This is a genomic window from Pseudoalteromonas sp. GCY (genome assembly GCF_016695175.1).
Classification (GTDB): Bacteria; Pseudomonadota; Gammaproteobacteria; order Enterobacterales; family Alteromonadaceae; genus Pseudoalteromonas.
Genome location: NZ_CP068023.1, coordinates 972,386 through 988,931, shown reverse-complemented (window position 1 = coordinate 988,931; position 16,546 = coordinate 972,386). Strand labels below are relative to the sequence as shown.

Genomic DNA, 16,546 nt, shown 5'->3' with positions numbered 1-16,546 from the left:
CCAATTGTGTATTTAACCTAGTAACTTTCAGCGGGTTTAAGTCCGTAGCGCTTTCCCAATTTGATAAGTCTGGGCTCTGCTACGCTTGGTTTTACCGTCAATACTTGGATAGGTAAATCATCTCCAACCTGTAACTTGTCATAAAAATCCTTGTTGTCCAGAATAAACTCGCCTTCATGGCTGCCCTGAAATTGATAGCTGTACTCAACGAAATAGAAAGCCTCCTGATGTTCTACTTCACGGTCATACTCATCTCGGTGAACATACGTGTTAGACTCAATTCTTTTGTTAGTGATGGTGCCGAAGAGGTGTTTACCAAACTCTTTCGTCAATTCTTTTTCGTAGTAGTAGCGAATACTTGATGGCAGGGAAAAAGCGTACATCCCGAGAGGTATCAAGATAAATATAGCGCCAAAAATAACAGCTCCAACACCTGCGCCGTACTGCTCAGTTACCCCAATGTAAATGATGAATCCACCAACAATATAAAACGGAATGCCAACGGAGATAACACCCAAATGCTTGCCAATTGCAGCAAACAAAAACTTCAGCTTAGTAGAGAGTGATAACGATTTTTCCTTGGTCATAACAGACTATGCTCCTTGCATAAGATTTATACAGCCACAATAATAAAATGTTTAGCCCTTTTGGTCGAGCAGATATCTCAGCTGCTGGGTGAGATACTAATGTAAAGTGATCAATGAAATCACAAAGGTTAGAAGCTACTTTCTGACTTCATTGACTTTAACACTTAAATGTTCTTAGCTATTAAATCAGCTTTCAACAAGCCACCTTTAGTAAACAATTTTGCTGAAAACTTAGGTTTTCTCCGTGCTCTATAGGCATCCAGAATTCGCTTAAGTCCATCAGCCTCCAGCAAAGAGATATTTACTTCAGTATCCATTTCCGCACTCTCAACAAAGTCATCAGAAAACGAGGGAGCGACGATTAAAACTTGAGCAACTCTTTTACCAGCACCTTCACATCTCCCTACGTATGACTTTACTTGTCTTGAGGTCGTCGAGTACTTTGCAAAATCTCCGTTTTTACATGTCTTCGCTTCGCCTACAATTACATCATCCTCACTCAATGAAATGAGAATATCAGCCTTATCTTTCGAGGTGTTAATCGAACGTCTCAAATCTTCATCTACTTCAAGACCTAATTGTTCAAATATTGCCTTAGTTACTTCTTCGAATTTAACTCCTAATTCGGCTTCAGCTACATCTATATTTTCACTTTTCAATTTAGCCAAATCTCGTCTCGCTAGAGCACCATAATTATCAATCAGTTTGTCTGTTGCATCAGCGAAGCTGCTAAGGATATTTAGCCTTAAGTTTCCTCGCTTTTTAATCCCCATACTTTCAACAACACTTTTCACTTCATCATTGGTCAACATATATAAAATATCATATGGTGTAATACTCAGCGCCCGCAATTTCTCGACATCTAGCTCCTCTTGTTCTTCAAGCTCGAATTCTTGTTTCAATATTGTAGCTAATGAAGGGAAGTGATTTTGCAGCGTCGAAAATAGCTCTTTAAATCCTGTAGCACTTAAAGCATTAAACTCTCTCTCCGAGCTTTGATTCAGAGCATTTAAGATTAGATCTATACGTTCTTCTATCGTTGAACCAAATTTATCCAATTCTAGATCTAGATCTTGTATCAATGTTTTTAAGCGATCTTTACAATCGTTGACTGGCGTACCCTCGCTAAACATGTCCACTTTTAGGATTTGAGTGACCGACAGCCCCAACTTGATTATATTTACGATCTTATCTTTTCTCTCAACACCACGAATTTTCTTTCTGTGGTTTTTAAGTACGTTTGAGAGCTCCGCATCAGTAAAGGTTCTAAGAATTCTTAGCAGATGCTTGTCGGCAAGTTCCTTTCCTTGTAGTCGGTGAAACAAGCTTACAATTTCATCAGGAACGTATACGGTTTGCCTTTTTCTACTTACAAAAACCAGTCCAATTTCTCGTAAATCATTAATTGCATCTTGCACACCATTCTTGGGGATTTGATCAATCAAATGCTCGATTCCAGCTTGATTATCTGAGGTAACATCAAGGTGCTTAGCTAATACATTAAGAATACCGCGTTCATCATCCGTGATTTTCGCTTCTCTATTATTTCTTTCATCATTCGAATATGCTTCTTTTAGGCAAGCATGATAGATTCCTAACCGTTTTCCCTCGGAGAATATGTCATCATCACTGATACTTGCAATTTCAGAACGCAATTCGTTAGCTTTTGAGTCAATGAGTTCCCATTCTTTTGTATATAAAGACTCAATCCAATTAACCCTAGCAATGCAGTTTCCATCTCTACTTAGAATATTTGTCAAAAGAGTAGCTTGAGCTCCCAACATCGCTAATTGTTCTTTTACCGACTTTTCAAAGTGAGGTAATACAATTTTAAATAGCTGAGTAATATCATTACTTGTTGCATTTTTAATTTGACCATCAAGTTTATTTAACTGAGTTGCTATTTTGTTGTCGTGCTTTACAGCTTCTAGACAAATCCTATCTATAGCATTTATAAATTTTGACTTCTCCACTTGATTGACCAGTGAAAGTACACTCGATAATTTCATGCGTTTCCTTAGTTTTTGTTTTTCCTTGGTTCTTCATTGCACAACTAAACTTTAGCATCTTAGCTAGTAAGGCTGCGCTTATTTACCAAATACACTACTAAAGCCGCCACGCAAATTCACTATTTTTTTACATTTATATAAATAAAATTAGATTTAGATCTAACCAGTAAACTTTAGAGGGACAAAGATAAATTTGTGAACAGAAAATGTCATATGAGAAACTTAAATCAAAAACTGTAATGTCCTTTGTGATATGTGGTCTAATTACAATATTCAAGGTTTAACTGAAGTTATTAGACGCTTTAAGCGTCGCCCTAACCGACGGGACAAGCCGACGACTGACGGGAACACTTGCTCCATTGGTTAATTTCAAGTTGCTCTGATTATTATCACTTTCTAATGACACCACTTCGTTTAGATTAGTTAAATAAGAACGATGTGTTTTTACAAAAATAGAGGGCAAAGTAAGTTCGAGTTGTTTTAGTGAGCCTGTAAACAGCTTCTGCGTGGTGTCTTTCATATGCAGCTCAACGTAGTCCCCTGCGGCTTTGCAAAACGCAATATCCGTGAGCACAACATAGTCAGTTTTACCTGCAATACTGACTTCCAGCTTAGAAGGAGACTGAAGTTGTTTGTTCTGCGCGAGTTTAAACTCAAGCTTGGCAATATGAGCTTGATCACTACTCAGTTGTACTTGCTGAGCACGATACTCTTTAGCCTGGCGAATGAAAAGGTAGACTAGCAAGACGGCAATGATCACAAAGTGAATAATTTCGTGGAAGCTTGATGCAACAAAGAGCACGGTTGCTGCCACCAATAACTGCACCACAAACCAAGTCGCTAAATTATTGTTTTTCGCGCGTCGCCAACAATAACCTAGCTGGACTAGGCTAACGAGTAATGGCACAAAGACTCCGGCAGTGGTTTTAGAGTCAAAGCCTGGAGCAAAAATAATAACAATAAGCGTGACTATAGTACCGATATAAATCCAGTGAAGAGCGTGCTTTTCTGCGACTTTTAAGGAGCTATATACAAGCAACAAAGTGCCAAATAAAAACGACAAGCCCGTCACCGTCAACAGCCGAATATCATGCCACACATAGCCATAGTCAACTAATCCTCGCGATATTTCAGCACTGAGCTGCATTGCCGCAAGCAGGCACAATGCGGCAAATATCCGAACGCTTGCATTGCCATAACGACCAAAACTCACATTTATAAAGTACAACGCGCCCAATAAAAAAGCACCAACCAGAATCAGGCCCAAACCACTAAATGATTGAATATACTGCTTAGGATCGCCAAATTGCCCTAGCCCAATAAAATGGATTGGGTATCCTAATGAAATAAGGCTATGCTGTGCAGACAGACCAAACACCAGTTGATTGCTTTTCTTTATAAGTGAATCTGGCAAATAAAATACGCTGTCCATTTTGCCTATTTGCTCAGCTTTATCTACGGCAGGAAAACCGCTGTTCCCCACCTTAATGCCATTTAAAAAGACTTCGCTTGATGTTTTAGCAAATAAATACAACCCTACGGGCCTTGGTATTGAGGCTAATTTCGCTCGCTCAAATTCGATTAACACCCAAACGGCCTGATTTTGCGGGTCAATCTCAGATAACTTTGCCCGGTGACACTGCGGCTCAGTAAACTGTGGAATTTCTTTTGGCGAGACTGACCATGGGCAAACCGTTACGGCTTGATCATAAGAAAATGGCAACAAAGGTTGGTTGGCATCAGCCTTACCTAGAGCACCCGAGCAACACACTACCATCACTAAATAAAGTACAAGATTAATATTCACACTCTACCGCTTTTCCTTTAACCGTTCGTCGGCCTTTTACTACCGCTGAGCCTATGAGCCAATAAATATCGGCCTCTCATAGAAGTTCGCTACCCCATTAAGTTGCCATGGTATTCAATAAAAACAAACTATTAAGGAGTAATACTATGCGATCAACACACACATTAATAGCCGCGTTAAGCTTATTAACTTGCTTATGCGTAAACGCTAAGAAAGGCAGCGATAAGCAGGTGCTGTACAGCAATGAGCAACAAATCGAGTTTCAAGCCAACAGCGGAGAAACGACGGATGCCATAGCTGGGCACCTCTGGGTGCCTGAAAACAGGAATAATCCCAACAGCAAAAAAATTAGAATTAACTATGTGCGCTTTCCTGCAACCGGCAGTAATAAAGGTTCCCCTATCGTGTATTTATCTGGTGGCCCCGGCGGTTCAGGCATCGCGACTGCAAAATGGCGAAGATTTCCGTTATTTCAAGCTCTAAGAGAGTTTGGTGATGTTATTGCGTTAGACCAAAGAGGTACGGGCCAGTCAGAGCAAGCTGCTCCTTGCGTGTCTAGTGAACACATTGCGCTTAATTCTGTTACCACTGAAGCGCAAATTGCAGACCGCTACCGCAAAGCTGCATTAGAATGCTTTACTCAATGGAAGTCTCAAGACATTGATATATATGGTTATAATACCGAGCAGAATGCGCTAGATATAAACGACTTACGAAAACACCTAAAAGCTGACAAAGTATCACTTTGGGGGATCTCTTACGGCAGCCATCTGGCACTCAGTGCCATAAAAACGATGCCAGCGCATCTTGACAAAGTAATTATCGCCAGTGCTGAAGGGCTCAATCAGACCGTTAAACTACCTCATCAAACCGATCGATACTTTGAAAGAGTTCAAGGAATTATCAATCAGCAAGCTCTTAAACAACAAGTTTCGGATCTACCCGCTTTGATGCGCCGAGTGCACAGTAAACTTGAGCAACAGCCTATTGCACTTCAAATTACACAAAAAGACGGCTCGAAAACACCCATGTTATTTCAAAAGCATCATATTCAGTCGTTAGCTAGCATGATGATTGCCGATCCTAACCAATATCTTGCCATGCTAATTCACGTTTATTTGGGTTTAGATAACGTCAATACCGAGCTGTTAAAGCATGTTTTGCAGCGTGGAATGTTTACCGATGAGCCCATTACATTCAAATTGATGCCGCTGGCGATGGATGTGGCTTCAGGGATCACCGCTAAACGCCTTGAAAAAGTGACAACCCAATCGCCAACAGCCTTGCTTGGCGACAAGCTTAACTTTCCAATGCCAACACTTCACTTGATAGATAAAAAACTAGATTTAGGTGATGATTTTAGAACCGCTCCCATATCCCGCATCCCAACTTTATTGTTTACAGGGAGTCTAGACGGTAGAACTTATCCAGAAGAACAACTTGAAGCTGTGAGAGGGCTCACAAATCTGACCCAGATTATGGTCAACAATGCGGGCCACAACCTTTATACAAGCTCACCCTTGGTGCTCGCAAGAATGCAAACTTTCTTAAGCGGAAAACCCGTCAGCGCAGAAGCAATCCAACTACCGCTGCCAAAACTTGCGCTGTCAGCACCTTAATCCCAAAAACGGCTCAAAGTGAACTGCAAAAGCAATTCACTTTGAGCGTACGACCATCAACAAAGTTGTTGGTGGCCCATAAGCTTGGGTATAATTAGGCTTTTGGCCTCTTACATCCATAGCATTATGAAAAAGCTCTCAAAAGTACAAGAAAAACAACAAGCCTTGGTATTGACCATTGCAGACAAACTCGAAGAACAAGCTCGTGCAGAAATTCCCGGCATGGTGCAATGTTGGTTTGATGTGGAATATCACTTGTTCCCCGGCTCATTAATACTCTTTTTCCAATTTGAGAATGAACAAGCATTGGAAGCCGCAAAGCCAGACCTTCTTAAATGGCAAAAGCGTTTAAGCGCCGCCATGCTGAAAAAAGGGGTGATTTTAAAAGATATGCGTAAACATTTAACCTTTACTTTGCTTGGTCCCGAGCATTAAAACGGGCGATAAAATCTAGCCGGACAACTGAACGCTATTCGGCTAGTCGAGATTAACAGCTCTCATTCGCCATCGTGTTGCCACCATAATTGATTGCTGAAACGATGATTGGGAATGAGTGTCCGGCACCTCTTCATGAGGTAGCTCTGGCGAGATATCCACAAAATATAAGCAACAAGTAATATCGGCAAGACCATAAAAGTGCTCAACAATAAGAAGCTCCCTTTTGCTACTTTTATTCCCGTGACTAGCATATAGTTCCTTTTATTTTTTATGAGGTTGCAAACTTTTTAGACTACTACTTGTCTTTGATATCCAAAGCTTGCCTTCTTATTACAGCGCAACAAACGACATAACATGTTTTAAGTTTATTGAGCGCCATAATAATGTTGTGGCATTGGTTCTTATCGTTTGTAAATTCCATATTGCGTTATTTTAAAGTAAGCTGCCAAGGCTCCTTATAAATTCCAAAAAAGAGGAAAGTACGTTGGATAAGAGAATTGAACCTGAGCTTCCCAGTATTACGCCCGATTTAGATCAGGTTGAAGCCTATAAAAACTCCACCACCCAAGCGAGCCGTAAGACCTCAGCACCAAAAGAAAGCACGAAACAAACAAGCCAGCCCGCCAAAGGGATGGGGATGATGAATTGGTTAGGTGCAATCTCGATTATTGCGTTGGCCGCTGCGGCGTTTGCGCTCTACCAACAAAATTTAGCAACCCAGGCACAATTACTCGAATCAACAAAGCGCATTGCCGAACTTGAGCATACCCTCACCGCTACAGATGAAGAGATGGACTTGTCCGCAGGCGCAATGCAAGCAAAATTGAACACACTAACCGAACGTACAGACGAGCTTTGGTCACAGATGGATAAACTGTGGGCGTCAGCGTGGCGAAGAAACCAATCAGACATCAAAAAGCTCGAAGAGCAAGCAAGTAATAACGCCAAAAGCCAGACCAGTACGACTTCCAAAGTAGAAACGCTATCACAGAGTCAAACGGAGCTTGCTTTAAAACTATCGCTACTAGAAGAACAACAGCAAGCCGCTAACGTACTCAAAAATCAAATTGCTGCCATTAATGGCGATGTTGATCAGTTAAAGTCTCAAGCGCAAAGCCGAGATTCCAAACAGATAGAGATCGGCGCAAGCGTTACCCAAATAGAGATGACACAAACCGCACTGGCAGAAAAATTAGAACGCTTGGAGCGTAAATTGGCTGCAACAGCCCCAACTCAAACGCAACCAAAAGCGAATTAACCCGCCATTATCAATGGTTACGTTAGCAATACGGGTTGGCTGCGAACTCGCGCAACCAACTCAGCTTTTATTCTCTTGGGCATTCACAAAGCCCCTCGCCAGTTCACAAAATATAACGTAAAATATCCTATTACAATCCTGTATTGATTTAAGCGTAAGCTTTACGCTTAAATCAATACACATTATCTACTCAGGCATACTGTTTTGCCGATTGAGTATTTCTTGCTTGAAGGCAACTATGAAAAAGACATTTGAACTAATTCACCCTAAAATCAAACTTGAAAGACGCGTTGACGCGGTTAAGCATGAGCTTAAAAAATACCTCAAGCGCGAGCGCAACAAAACTTTGCCAGCGGGCGCTGATTATTGGGATTTTGATTGTAAGTTTGGTAACACAGAAGCAGAAGCCGAGCCGGTGCACCTATCGCAACTAAACAAGTTGATTGATAAAACGCAAACTGAAAACCTCACTTCCTTTTATGTTGAGATTTTAGCAAAGCCAGGCTATAGAAAATCAAACGATTTATCTGACGATGAGTTAGAAGACTACTAAGCCCAACTCCTGTAGGTCGAGCTTTAGCTCGACAACATCACCAGCTTTAGCTCGACAACACCAGCTCTCCCCCACAATACCAACTGGCACAAAATCACGCGCATGATATAATCGTTCGTCGAATTTTTGCTGGCGCTACTGCCGGTATAGTGAGAATTAAAAAGTATGAGCGAGTCATTTGTAGCAATCGGATTAGTAAACCCTAAATCACCAACCAACGTGGGTGGTGTATTACGGGCCGCAGGTTGTTATGATGCGCAAGCCATCTACTTTAGTGGCAATCGTTACGCAAGGGCTGCAAAGTATCATACGGATACAAAAAACGTTGCCGACAACATTTCCATCAAGCAAGTTGATGATTTCACCAGTTTAAAAGTAGCTGGCCGTGCGCTTGTCTGTGTTGAGCTGGTAGAAGGCGCAACCCCACTGCCACAGTTTGCTCACCCCGACAATGCGTTATACATTTTTGGCCCTGAAGATGGCAGTCTTCCACAAGAAATCGTGGATGCCGCCGATGCCGTGGTGTATGTACCAACCACAGGCTGCATGAACCTAGCCGCGACAGTCAACGTGTTGTTATACGACCGTATGGCAAAACGCTCAACGGGATTTGATGCTAGTCAGATACTCACCAGCCGTGATATCAATAACCGCCTAACGGTTGGATAATTTTTTTGCTGTAAACATCTTTTTATTTTTGACTAACCCGCTCATTGACCGGGTAGTGATTTGCCTGTTTTAGGCTTTGTAAGTCATCAAAGCGCACCCCATGCTGGGCCATAACGGTGCGTATTTTTTTACTTATCAATTGTCGAATATAAAACGGTTGATTAGGTACAAAGTGATGGATCGTGTGCGTACGGCCAAAATCAAAAGAAAATAACTGAAACGGTAAAAACCAGCGACTGGTGATCACATGGGTCTGCTCTAACACATTACTCACGCCACCATAATAATGCATTGAAGATGTGACGAGGTTTAAAGAAGCTGAACGGATAATATTAGGCACAATCAGCACCACCATTAAAAACTCAGCAACCGCTAATAACTCAGCTCCCCATCTAGGTAATTCAAATGGCTGAACAAATTGCAGCACGTAGTAAGCAATCACACCATATAAAGTCATAAAATAAGCCGTGGCAAGCGGAAAGCCAGCATTAAATACCTGCAAAAACGTAAAACCCTTGATTTCTTTACCAAAACGCTTGGCATTAATTAATAAGCCTAACAATCCGTCTGTAACAACCACTGCTCGCAACCAAGGGGATTGAATGCCGTTACCCACTAAGCGTTCTTCTAAGTCTTGTTCAGTGCCAGACACTTTATGGTGATGTAAATGAATTTGTCTGCGATACCAAGGATTTACCGTATTAGGTCGCATTAGCCACACCGTCAACATCATAAAATGATGTACAAACGGGCGGTCACTAAAATACTGCTTGTGGATCAAGTCGTGCTCAAGTTCATGAGAAATAGAGGTAATAAAAGCCGCCAAGATAATACACAGCCATACAGGAATAACGGCAAAATAGTAAAGCGACGCAACGCCAATTAGCGCACTTAACGACAACAGCAAAATCACCATAGCAATACTATTTTGCTGATTTAAAATAGGATAACGCGCTCTAAGCGACTGCTCTTCAGCTTGGATCGCAGTCACTATCGCTTTTATATTCTGCCTCGCAGTTAATATTGACATTGGTCCCTTTACTCACTTTTTGATATCAAAATCATAGCGTAATCTTGTATTACCGTAGCAGCGGCTTTATGCCGCGACAGTTTTTAAAACAGCGACACAACGAAACACCCAAACTTCGCGCTTCTATTGATGATTGTTCATCTCGCATTGCCGTAGCAGCGGCTTTATGCCGCGACAGTTTTTAAAACAGCGACACAACGAAACACCCAAACCCCGAGCTTCTATTGATGATTGTTCATCTCATATTGTCGTAGCAGCGGCTTTATGCCGCGACAGTTTTTAAAACAGCAACACAACGAAACACCCAAACTTCGCGCTTCTATTGATTATCGTCCATCTCACATTGTCGTAGCAGCGGCTTTATGCCGCGACAGTTTTTAAAACAGCAACACAACGAAACACCCAAACTTCGCGCTTCTATTGGTTATCGTCCATCTCATATTGCTTCAATATAGCCAGCATACTCTCTGGTATTGGCGATTTTTTCCCTGTTTTCATATTAAACATCACCACATTCGCATACCCCGTTGTGCATACTGCTTGTTGTGATTCACTAAACGCCTCATAGCGCATGGTAAAGCGGTCTTCTTTGATATCGGTAATATATGAGCCAATATACAAGGTATCGGGAAAAGTAACGGGTCTTTTATATTGCGCGTAAGTATCACGCAAAACCGGACTATGGGTGGGTTCTGATAATACAGAAAGTAAACCCGTTTGAGTTAAAAAATCGATTCGCGCGGTTTCAAAATAGCGAAAGTACGACACGTTATTCACATGCCCCAACGCATCCATTTCTCCCCATACCACATTCACTTTGGTGGTGATTGCAAACTTTTCTAAAAATTCCTGCATGATGTTACCTTTAATTTTGTTTATTGAACTCGAGAGTAACAACTCATCGTACCAGCAACAAGGTTAACGAGATAGTTTAAAGACAACTTGCAAGGATAAGGAAAGCAAATCCAGTATTTCGCAGTGCAACCTTACGCCACCCCGCGTAGGTCGCCATTTATGGCGACAAATAATACACCCACTTCCTTTGATTTCAGCGAAACTAGCGCAACGTTAGATACAAACACAATTCAAGCGCTATCCCTGTCATTCAATCTCACAAAAAATTGACGCCTTTTATGGGATCAACAACCAAGATAAATACACAATGAATTTTCTCAATACTTTCAATACATAACCAAACAGCGGAGCAATATTTACAAGCTTGGTTTAAAAAATGCATCTGAAACCAAAATCAGAATTAAACTTAAGCATGTCACTAATATGAACAAAAGCACAAATACAGTTTATGTGTTGAGCGGTTACGCCAAATGCGCCATCACTCAGCAAGGGAAATACAAACTCGGCAATAAACACTCCATCGGCCTGCTAACCACAGACGAAAACTATGAAGATAACATCAATAAACTTGAGGCCTTTATTAAAGATCTAGGTTGGGAGTCCATTACGTTTTGCATGGTCGAAACCGTTAACGACATCAGCACCCTATCCAACGATGTTTTGGTATCCAGTTTTCTTCGAGCTCAGCAAAATGGCCAATCGTTAGTGGTAAACGATCTCCCTATTACCGTCCATTAAGGCGGTAAATGCACGAGTAGGAGCGGCTTCACGCCGCGATCTTTAGATGCTTGCCAGCGGCTACGAACTGTTTGTAGCAGCGACTTTATGTCGCGACTTGTTTTTGAGTCCAGCCTTCAACTTTACCTCATGTCGCTTCGCCGGCAAGGAAAAACCAAATAGGCACATTATTTGTCGCCATAAATGGCGACCTACGCAGAGATTTTGTGTGAAGTCGTAGTTATTCGTCGTTATAAGAGATCGCGGCGTGAAGCCGCTCCCACAAGCCAAGAAAAGAGCCAAATACGTGTCTTCACCAAATCCACACCCACAAAAAAGCCGCCCTTTTTGCAAAGGGCGGCTTTTCAATATTTGCTAAGTCGCGCTAAAGCGCGACCTACAAACCCTTGGCTCTTCTATTTTAACTAAACCGAGTAGGAGCGGCTTCACGCCGCGATCTTTAGATGCTTGCCAGCGGCTACGAACTGTTTGTAGCAGCGACTTTATGTCGCGATTTGTTTTTTGAGTCCAGCCTTCAACTTTACCTCATGTCGCTTCGCCGGCAAGGAAAAACCAAATAGGCACATTATTTGTCGCCATAAATGGCGACCTACGCAGAGATTTTGTGTGAAGTCGTAGTTATTCGTCGTTATAAGAGATCGCGGCGTGAAGCCGCTCCCACAAGCCAAGAAAAGAGCCAAATACGTGTCTTCACCAAATCCACACCCACAAAAAAGCCGCCCTTTTTACAAAGGGCGGCTTTTCAATATTTGCTAAGTCGCGCTAAAGCGCGACCTACAAACCCTTGGCTCTTCTATTTTAACTAAACCGAGTAGGAGCGGCTTCACGCCGCGATCTTTAGATGCTTGCCAGCGGCTACGAACTGTTTGTAGCAGCGACTTTATGTCGCGACTTGTTTTGTGAACCCAGCCTTCAACTTTACCTTTATATCATCTTGCCGACGATAAATAAGAGCGCTTAAATTAAACACAAATCGCACGATTTAATTAAATTGAACATTTAGCACAAAAAGCTATACTCTTACCAACAACCCAAGCTTGGAGCTCTAACATGCATACATTAACAGCGAATGATGCCAAACGTAATTTTGGCGAACTACTTCTAAATGCTCAACGCGAGCCTATTAAAATTAGCAAAAACAGTAAAGATGCTGTCGTCGTTATGTCTATTAAAGACTACGAAGAACTTGAAGCAATGAAGGCTGAATACATTAAACATTGCTTTGAAGCTGCAAAAGAGGACTTAGCACAAGGTGATGCAGTTGATGGCGAAACATTCTTGAAAAGTCTGTAACCTAAAATATGCAATCGAACAAATATAAGCTTGGCAAATTGGCACAAAGCCATTTGCGCAAAATTAAAAGCTACACCGTCACACACTTTTCCGAATCACAATGGAATAGCTACAGAGACAACCTACTCACTGCTTTTCAAATGCTTGCTGACAATCCAGCAGTTGGTAAAAGCTGTGATGAGTTATACCCAAATGGCTTCTATTTCCCTGTTGCTAAGCACACGGCCTACTTTACCAAAGAAGATGGTTTTATTCTGATAGTAGCTGTTCTGAGTCAATCTCAGCTCCCCCAGAATCACTTGAAATAATTCCCCTCCTTTATAACGACAAACAAATCGAGTAGGAGCGGCTTCACGCCGCGATCTTCAGATGCTTGCCAGCGGCTACGAACAATTTGTAGCTACGACTTTATGTCGCGACTTGTTTTTTGAATCCGGCCTTCAATTTTACCTTTATATCGCCTTGCCGACGACAAACAACGGACTAATCTATTCTACACCGAGCTGAAGTTGATCGAGTAGGAGCGGCTTCACGCCGCGATCTTTTGATGGTTACCAGCGGCACAAACAGTTCGTAGCAGCGACTTTATGTCGCGATATGTTGTTCAAATCCAACCTGCAATTTTACCTTTTGATAAGCAACTCTACTTTCTATAATGCTTTAAATACACTACGTTGGATAAGTCACAAGCATCATGTGACGCAACTTCGTTCACATCCCCAAGGCACTCACTTTTAACCAAAGCTTGGCAATAGGCCAGTAGCTTATTTATCGGAATAACCTTCTCTTTACGCTTAGTTTCTTTGTTTGTTATTCGTTTTACGGACGTGTTTAGGTAAATAGCTAATTCAGTCGCTTGCCGGGCTGATAACTGGGATGCACCTTGCTCTCTTAAAATTTGTTCAACCCAAATCCCTGCATCGCAAATATGCCCATTTATACTTAAATCAGTATTTTTAACCCACTCAACGTTAAATGTTATGTCTGATAACTCACTCAACAACAAGGCTATTTCACTTCTAGGCATTCTTCCATCAGCGCTTTGATAGCTTTCCAATGTTTCCGCCAACATTGCCTGCCACTCCATAGTGAGTAACTTAGTTAACTCATCAACAGTTAGTCGTACAATAACTGGTATAAAGAAGACAAAGCGACTATTGGCTTCACAAACAATAATGGTCTTTTCATATGACTTGTATCGATTATCAATCACATGAGCTTGCCAGCACATAGCTGTGCTATCTGATTTCAATGTATTAACGCCCGCTTGTTTACCTTCACGCGTTGGTAATCTCGGCAGATCGGTTTTAAGCCATTTATTTAATGCATTACTGGCAGAGAATAGTAACTTCATCAGACCTTCTTTTCCGCTTTAGGCTGTTTTACCGCCATTTCTGAACTACTGAGGTAAGGAACCTTACCTGAAGGCACTATATTAGCAGCCGCCTCCAAATGCACGTCTTGATCATCAAAAAATATGTGAGGGTTAAAGGCTTTTAATACTTTATCTTTACTTACCCCACCTAAAAAGAACGCTTCATCAACATAAACACCCCACTCCCGCAGCGTTTTGATTACGCGCATTTCGGATGGGCTATTTCTGGCAGTAACAATAGCGATCCGAATAGGCGAATACTCAACTCTTATCGGAAGTCTGTCTTGCAGTTTTGACAATTTTCTTAACAAATTGGCGTACGGCCCATCTTGCATGGGAATATCTTGTTTTTCATCTTCTTGAGCATGAAAAGCTGCCATACCTTGAGTTTTATACACCAACTCACTTTCGTCAGAAAATAATACTGCATCACTCGTTTGTTTGCTTCAAAGTGAAAAAATGCCTGAAGTTCTCCACGGCTCAGAAAGTGATGAGCGCGTTTGGTTTTGTGACTGTATATGATCTGCCCTTGCCCGATCGTGTGAGATTGTCGAACAGTGATCCAGGGGCGATATCCCTCTTTTTTGACTTTTGCATAATATCGAGCAATGCGACTTCGCTCTTTATCTGTGATGATAGGTTGAGTAACTTTTTTCATCTAGATTTCCTCTTTGAATAGTAAAAAAAGAGGAAGATAGTCGAACGTTCAAATTACATCAACAAACATAATATACTGATAATTAAAGGATTTTATTAGTAGGCACTAATAATTTAAAGTGGTCAATTTTTGAGCTTTTGTAAAATCAAAGACTTGAAAAACAATTATTAACAGCCGCTTATATTTAAATATAGTATATATATAACCAGAAAGAATAAGGTATTTAGAAAGAGTATATTAATGCTGCAATTTAACAAAAAATTATCGTGTAAAGCCAAACCAACTTTCAATCCTCATGCGTCATATAAAAATTCAACTGGTCTTTTCAGGAAGTTGACGGATGGTATCAAGAAGAGAACCTTGGTTTACTTTCCGATTGGATAAAATCGTTCCAGAGGTACTCAATAAGATACTTAAAAATAATTTTTGCTAAATCAATACCAACTAATTTGATAGACACGTTCATTACTCCCACTCTGACCGTACCTTATAATTTGATACAGCTACGCTAAAAAGGTGGTGCGTCCACAACATCAAAGCCTTGAATCCATGTCAGCTCCCATATATAGCGCTAGAGCAAGTAGGAACGGACTAGAAACAGAACACCAAAACACTGTTTTTATATACATATACTTTATTGACGTATCTGTTGCCATATGGCATAGTTAGAGGCAAAATCTTAAAATGGAATTATCAATACTATTAGTTATGGACGGATATGAATAAGCTTAAAAAAAGTATTACAGTGAGATTCTTCTCTATTGATGTAGAAGACTCCTTTTTTAATGAGCTTACATCCAATTATCTAGCCAATTTAGCGAACGATAATAACACTCGGATCATTAGCATCAGAAATAAGAAGCATCTAATAAAAGCTTCCCCATCCAAAATATGCTCCGATGAACAAGTCTATCCGTTGACTGTAGTGCGAGAAAGAAACACTTGGCAAACAAAAGCTACCAGTGATGGAAAAATATCATCTATTGAAATCAACCAAGGCATTATTGGCGACCCTTACTTTTTTTCTATTGTTCCCAAATTGAAAATAGTAATTGGGTTCACATCTGGACCAAGTGTAAGTTTGAAAAGCGTTGGTACTTCCCTACTTGAACTGTTTAGTAACAATCGCTCGAAAAAAATCAAACTTGAATTAATTCCAAAAGAAAAAGAGTTTTCAAAATTAATTGAGATAACTGATTACAGTAGCCTTCATTTCAAAATTGGTTCCTCATCACTGTCTGACGTTTCTGACGATGCTCCTCAGCTGATAAAAGATCTAAGCAGCGCCCCTTATCTAGAAGGCAACATGCAGTTAGCCCTAGATTTGTCACTTGATGAACATGAGAAAAGTGGTATTTCAAAAGAAAACGTCATTGAAATAGTGAATTATTTGTCCAATCACGACGACTGTACAGTCTTGAAAGTAAAAGGTAAAAATTCTGATGGTTCTAGTGTTCATTTAGACTTCGGAAATGCTTTTTTTAATTTCAAAACAGAAATTTCTACTCGCCACAAGTATATAGATGAAGTAATTGCACATAATGTTTTGGATGATGCTTTAATGAATTACAGTTCAAATTCCAGCACCAAAAAGCACATCATAAAATGAATTAAGAACTCTAGTAACTTCTTAAGTCCTATGACCTGAGGCTTGCAA

The 16,546-nt window shown here is 40.9% G+C and carries 16 protein-coding genes and 1 pseudogene; 9 read left to right on the top strand and 8 right to left on the bottom strand.

Annotated elements, in window-relative coordinates; all coding sequences use genetic code 11:
- Positions 1–17 precede the first annotated feature (17 nt).
- The 3 genes from JJQ94_RS09550 to JJQ94_RS09540 all read right to left on the bottom strand — a co-directional run bounded on the left by JJQ94_RS09550 (position 18) and on the right by JJQ94_RS09540 (position 4,403).
- On the bottom strand, positions 18–587 hold the full coding sequence (locus JJQ94_RS09550) for a hypothetical protein (RefSeq protein ID WP_099031983.1): 570 nt from the start codon (positions 585–587) through the stop codon (positions 18–20).
- Positions 588–751: 164 nt separating this feature from the next.
- Entirely contained in the window at positions 752–2,596 is a 1,845-nt protein-coding gene (locus JJQ94_RS09545; protein WP_099031984.1) for a hypothetical protein, read from the bottom strand.
- 280 nt (positions 2,597–2,876) lie between these two features.
- On the bottom strand, positions 2,877–4,403 hold the full coding sequence (locus JJQ94_RS09540; RefSeq protein ID WP_099031985.1) for a LytR/AlgR family response regulator transcription factor: 1,527 nt from the start codon (positions 4,401–4,403) through the stop codon (positions 2,877–2,879).
- A 146-nt stretch (positions 4,404–4,549) separates the two neighbouring features.
- Here JJQ94_RS09540 and JJQ94_RS09535 point away from each other — a divergent pair, with 146 nt between their 5' ends.
- The 5 genes from JJQ94_RS09535 (at position 4,550) to JJQ94_RS09515 (ending at position 8,940) form a co-directional block, all read left to right on the top strand.
- Complete coding sequence (locus JJQ94_RS09535; protein ID WP_099031986.1) at positions 4,550–6,022, top strand: alpha/beta fold hydrolase; 1,473 nt, start codon at positions 4,550–4,552, stop codon at positions 6,020–6,022.
- A 126-nt stretch (positions 6,023–6,148) separates the two neighbouring features.
- Positions 6,149–6,457 carry a hypothetical protein gene (locus JJQ94_RS09530; RefSeq protein WP_099031987.1) on the top strand — a complete coding sequence of 103 codons (309 nt, stop codon included), beginning with the start codon at positions 6,149–6,151 and terminating at the stop codon, positions 6,455–6,457.
- A gap of 487 nt (positions 6,458–6,944) precedes the next feature.
- Positions 6,945–7,718, top strand: a complete 774-nt coding sequence (locus JJQ94_RS09525) for a hypothetical protein (RefSeq protein ID WP_099031988.1) — start codon at positions 6,945–6,947, stop codon at positions 7,716–7,718.
- Positions 7,719–7,956: 238 nt separating this feature from the next.
- Complete coding sequence (locus JJQ94_RS09520; protein ID WP_010370561.1) at positions 7,957–8,271, top strand: DUF6172 family protein; 315 nt, start codon at positions 7,957–7,959, stop codon at positions 8,269–8,271.
- Positions 8,272–8,436: 165 nt separating this feature from the next.
- On the top strand, positions 8,437–8,940 hold the full coding sequence (locus JJQ94_RS09515) for an RNA methyltransferase (protein WP_099031989.1): 504 nt from the start codon (positions 8,437–8,439) through the stop codon (positions 8,938–8,940).
- A 22-nt stretch (positions 8,941–8,962) separates the two neighbouring features.
- Here the strand turns inward: JJQ94_RS09515 and JJQ94_RS09510 are convergent, their stop codons facing one another.
- Together JJQ94_RS09510 and JJQ94_RS09505 are read right to left on the bottom strand one after the other, a co-directional pair.
- Entirely contained in the window at positions 8,963–9,970 is a 1,008-nt protein-coding gene (locus JJQ94_RS09510) for a fatty acid desaturase (RefSeq protein ID WP_099031990.1), read from the bottom strand.
- 417 nt (positions 9,971–10,387) lie between these two features.
- On the bottom strand, positions 10,388–10,825 hold the full coding sequence (locus JJQ94_RS09505; protein ID WP_010607300.1) for an acyl-CoA thioesterase: 438 nt from the start codon (positions 10,823–10,825) through the stop codon (positions 10,388–10,390).
- 423 nt (positions 10,826–11,248) lie between these two features.
- Here JJQ94_RS09505 and JJQ94_RS09500 point away from each other — a divergent pair, with 423 nt between their 5' ends.
- The 3 genes from JJQ94_RS09500 to JJQ94_RS09490 all read left to right on the top strand — a co-directional run bounded on the left by JJQ94_RS09500 (position 11,249) and on the right by JJQ94_RS09490 (position 13,164).
- Positions 11,249–11,563: a hypothetical protein gene (locus JJQ94_RS09500; RefSeq protein ID WP_069021488.1), complete on the top strand. Its 315-nt coding sequence runs from the start codon at positions 11,249–11,251 to the stop codon at positions 11,561–11,563.
- Between the two features lie 1,050 nt (positions 11,564–12,613).
- A complete protein-coding gene (locus tag JJQ94_RS09495) occupies positions 12,614–12,856 on the top strand; it encodes a type II toxin-antitoxin system Phd/YefM family antitoxin (protein ID WP_099031991.1) in 243 nt (80 codons plus the stop codon).
- A gap of 8 nt (positions 12,857–12,864) precedes the next feature.
- The gene (locus JJQ94_RS09490; RefSeq protein ID WP_099031992.1) at positions 12,865–13,164 is read left to right on the top strand and encodes a type II toxin-antitoxin system RelE/ParE family toxin; all 300 of its coding nucleotides are present in this window, start codon (positions 12,865–12,867) and stop codon (positions 13,162–13,164) included.
- Positions 13,165–13,499: 335 nt separating this feature from the next.
- Here JJQ94_RS09490 and JJQ94_RS09485 read toward each other — a convergent pair whose 3' ends face one another.
- The 3 genes and pseudogenes from JJQ94_RS09485 to JJQ94_RS09475 form a co-directional block, all read right to left on the bottom strand.
- Positions 13,500–14,210: an amino acid adenylation gene (locus tag JJQ94_RS09485; protein ID WP_201435454.1), complete on the bottom strand. Its 711-nt coding sequence runs from the start codon at positions 14,208–14,210 to the stop codon at positions 13,500–13,502.
- Positions 14,210–14,629, bottom strand: coding sequence for a 5'-nucleotidase (locus JJQ94_RS09480; RefSeq protein WP_236596570.1), 420 nt, complete (start codon positions 14,627–14,629; stop codon positions 14,210–14,212). The genes JJQ94_RS09485 and JJQ94_RS09480 overlap by 1 nt, the downstream gene beginning before the upstream one ends.
- A gap of 575 nt (positions 14,630–15,204) precedes the next feature.
- Positions 15,205–15,355: pseudogene (locus JJQ94_RS09475) on the bottom strand (IS110-like element ISSod21 family transposase); the annotation flags it as partial.
- A 252-nt stretch (positions 15,356–15,607) separates the two neighbouring features.
- Here JJQ94_RS09475 and JJQ94_RS09470 point away from each other — a divergent pair.
- Positions 15,608–16,498, top strand: coding sequence for a DUF6731 family protein (locus tag JJQ94_RS09470; protein WP_099031993.1), 891 nt, complete (start codon positions 15,608–15,610; stop codon positions 16,496–16,498).
- Positions 16,499–16,546: the final 48 nt, after the last annotated feature.

Bases quoted from the DNA above. Each gene is read 5' to 3' on its own strand.
- JJQ94_RS09535 (WP_099031986.1), top strand. From the start codon at position 4,550: ATGCGATCAACACACACATTAATAGCCGCGTTAAGCTTATTAACTTGC.
- JJQ94_RS09495 (WP_099031991.1), top strand. From the start codon at position 12,614: ATGCATACATTAACAGCGAATGATGCCAAACGTAATTTTGGCGAACTA.
- JJQ94_RS09545 (WP_099031984.1), bottom strand. From the start codon at position 2,596: ATGAAATTATCGAGTGTACTTTCACTGGTCAATCAAGTGGAGAAGTCA.
- JJQ94_RS09490 (WP_099031992.1), top strand. From the start codon at position 12,865: ATGCAATCGAACAAATATAAGCTTGGCAAATTGGCACAAAGCCATTTG.
- JJQ94_RS09510 (WP_099031990.1), bottom strand. From the start codon at position 9,970: ATGTCAATATTAACTGCGAGGCAGAATATAAAAGCGATAGTGACTGCG.
- JJQ94_RS09520 (WP_010370561.1), top strand. From the start codon at position 7,957: ATGAAAAAGACATTTGAACTAATTCACCCTAAAATCAAACTTGAAAGA.
- JJQ94_RS09505 (WP_010607300.1), bottom strand. From the start codon at position 10,825: ATGCAGGAATTTTTAGAAAAGTTTGCAATCACCACCAAAGTGAATGTG.
- JJQ94_RS09550 (WP_099031983.1), bottom strand. From the start codon at position 587: ATGACCAAGGAAAAATCGTTATCACTCTCTACTAAGCTGAAGTTTTTG.
- JJQ94_RS09500 (WP_069021488.1), top strand. From the start codon at position 11,249: ATGAACAAAAGCACAAATACAGTTTATGTGTTGAGCGGTTACGCCAAA.
- JJQ94_RS09515 (WP_099031989.1), top strand. From the start codon at position 8,437: ATGAGCGAGTCATTTGTAGCAATCGGATTAGTAAACCCTAAATCACCA.
- JJQ94_RS09530 (WP_099031987.1), top strand. From the start codon at position 6,149: ATGAAAAAGCTCTCAAAAGTACAAGAAAAACAACAAGCCTTGGTATTG.
- JJQ94_RS09470 (WP_099031993.1), top strand. From the start codon at position 15,608: ATGAATAAGCTTAAAAAAAGTATTACAGTGAGATTCTTCTCTATTGAT.
- JJQ94_RS09485 (WP_201435454.1), bottom strand. From the start codon at position 14,210: ATGAAGTTACTATTCTCTGCCAGTAATGCATTAAATAAATGGCTTAAA.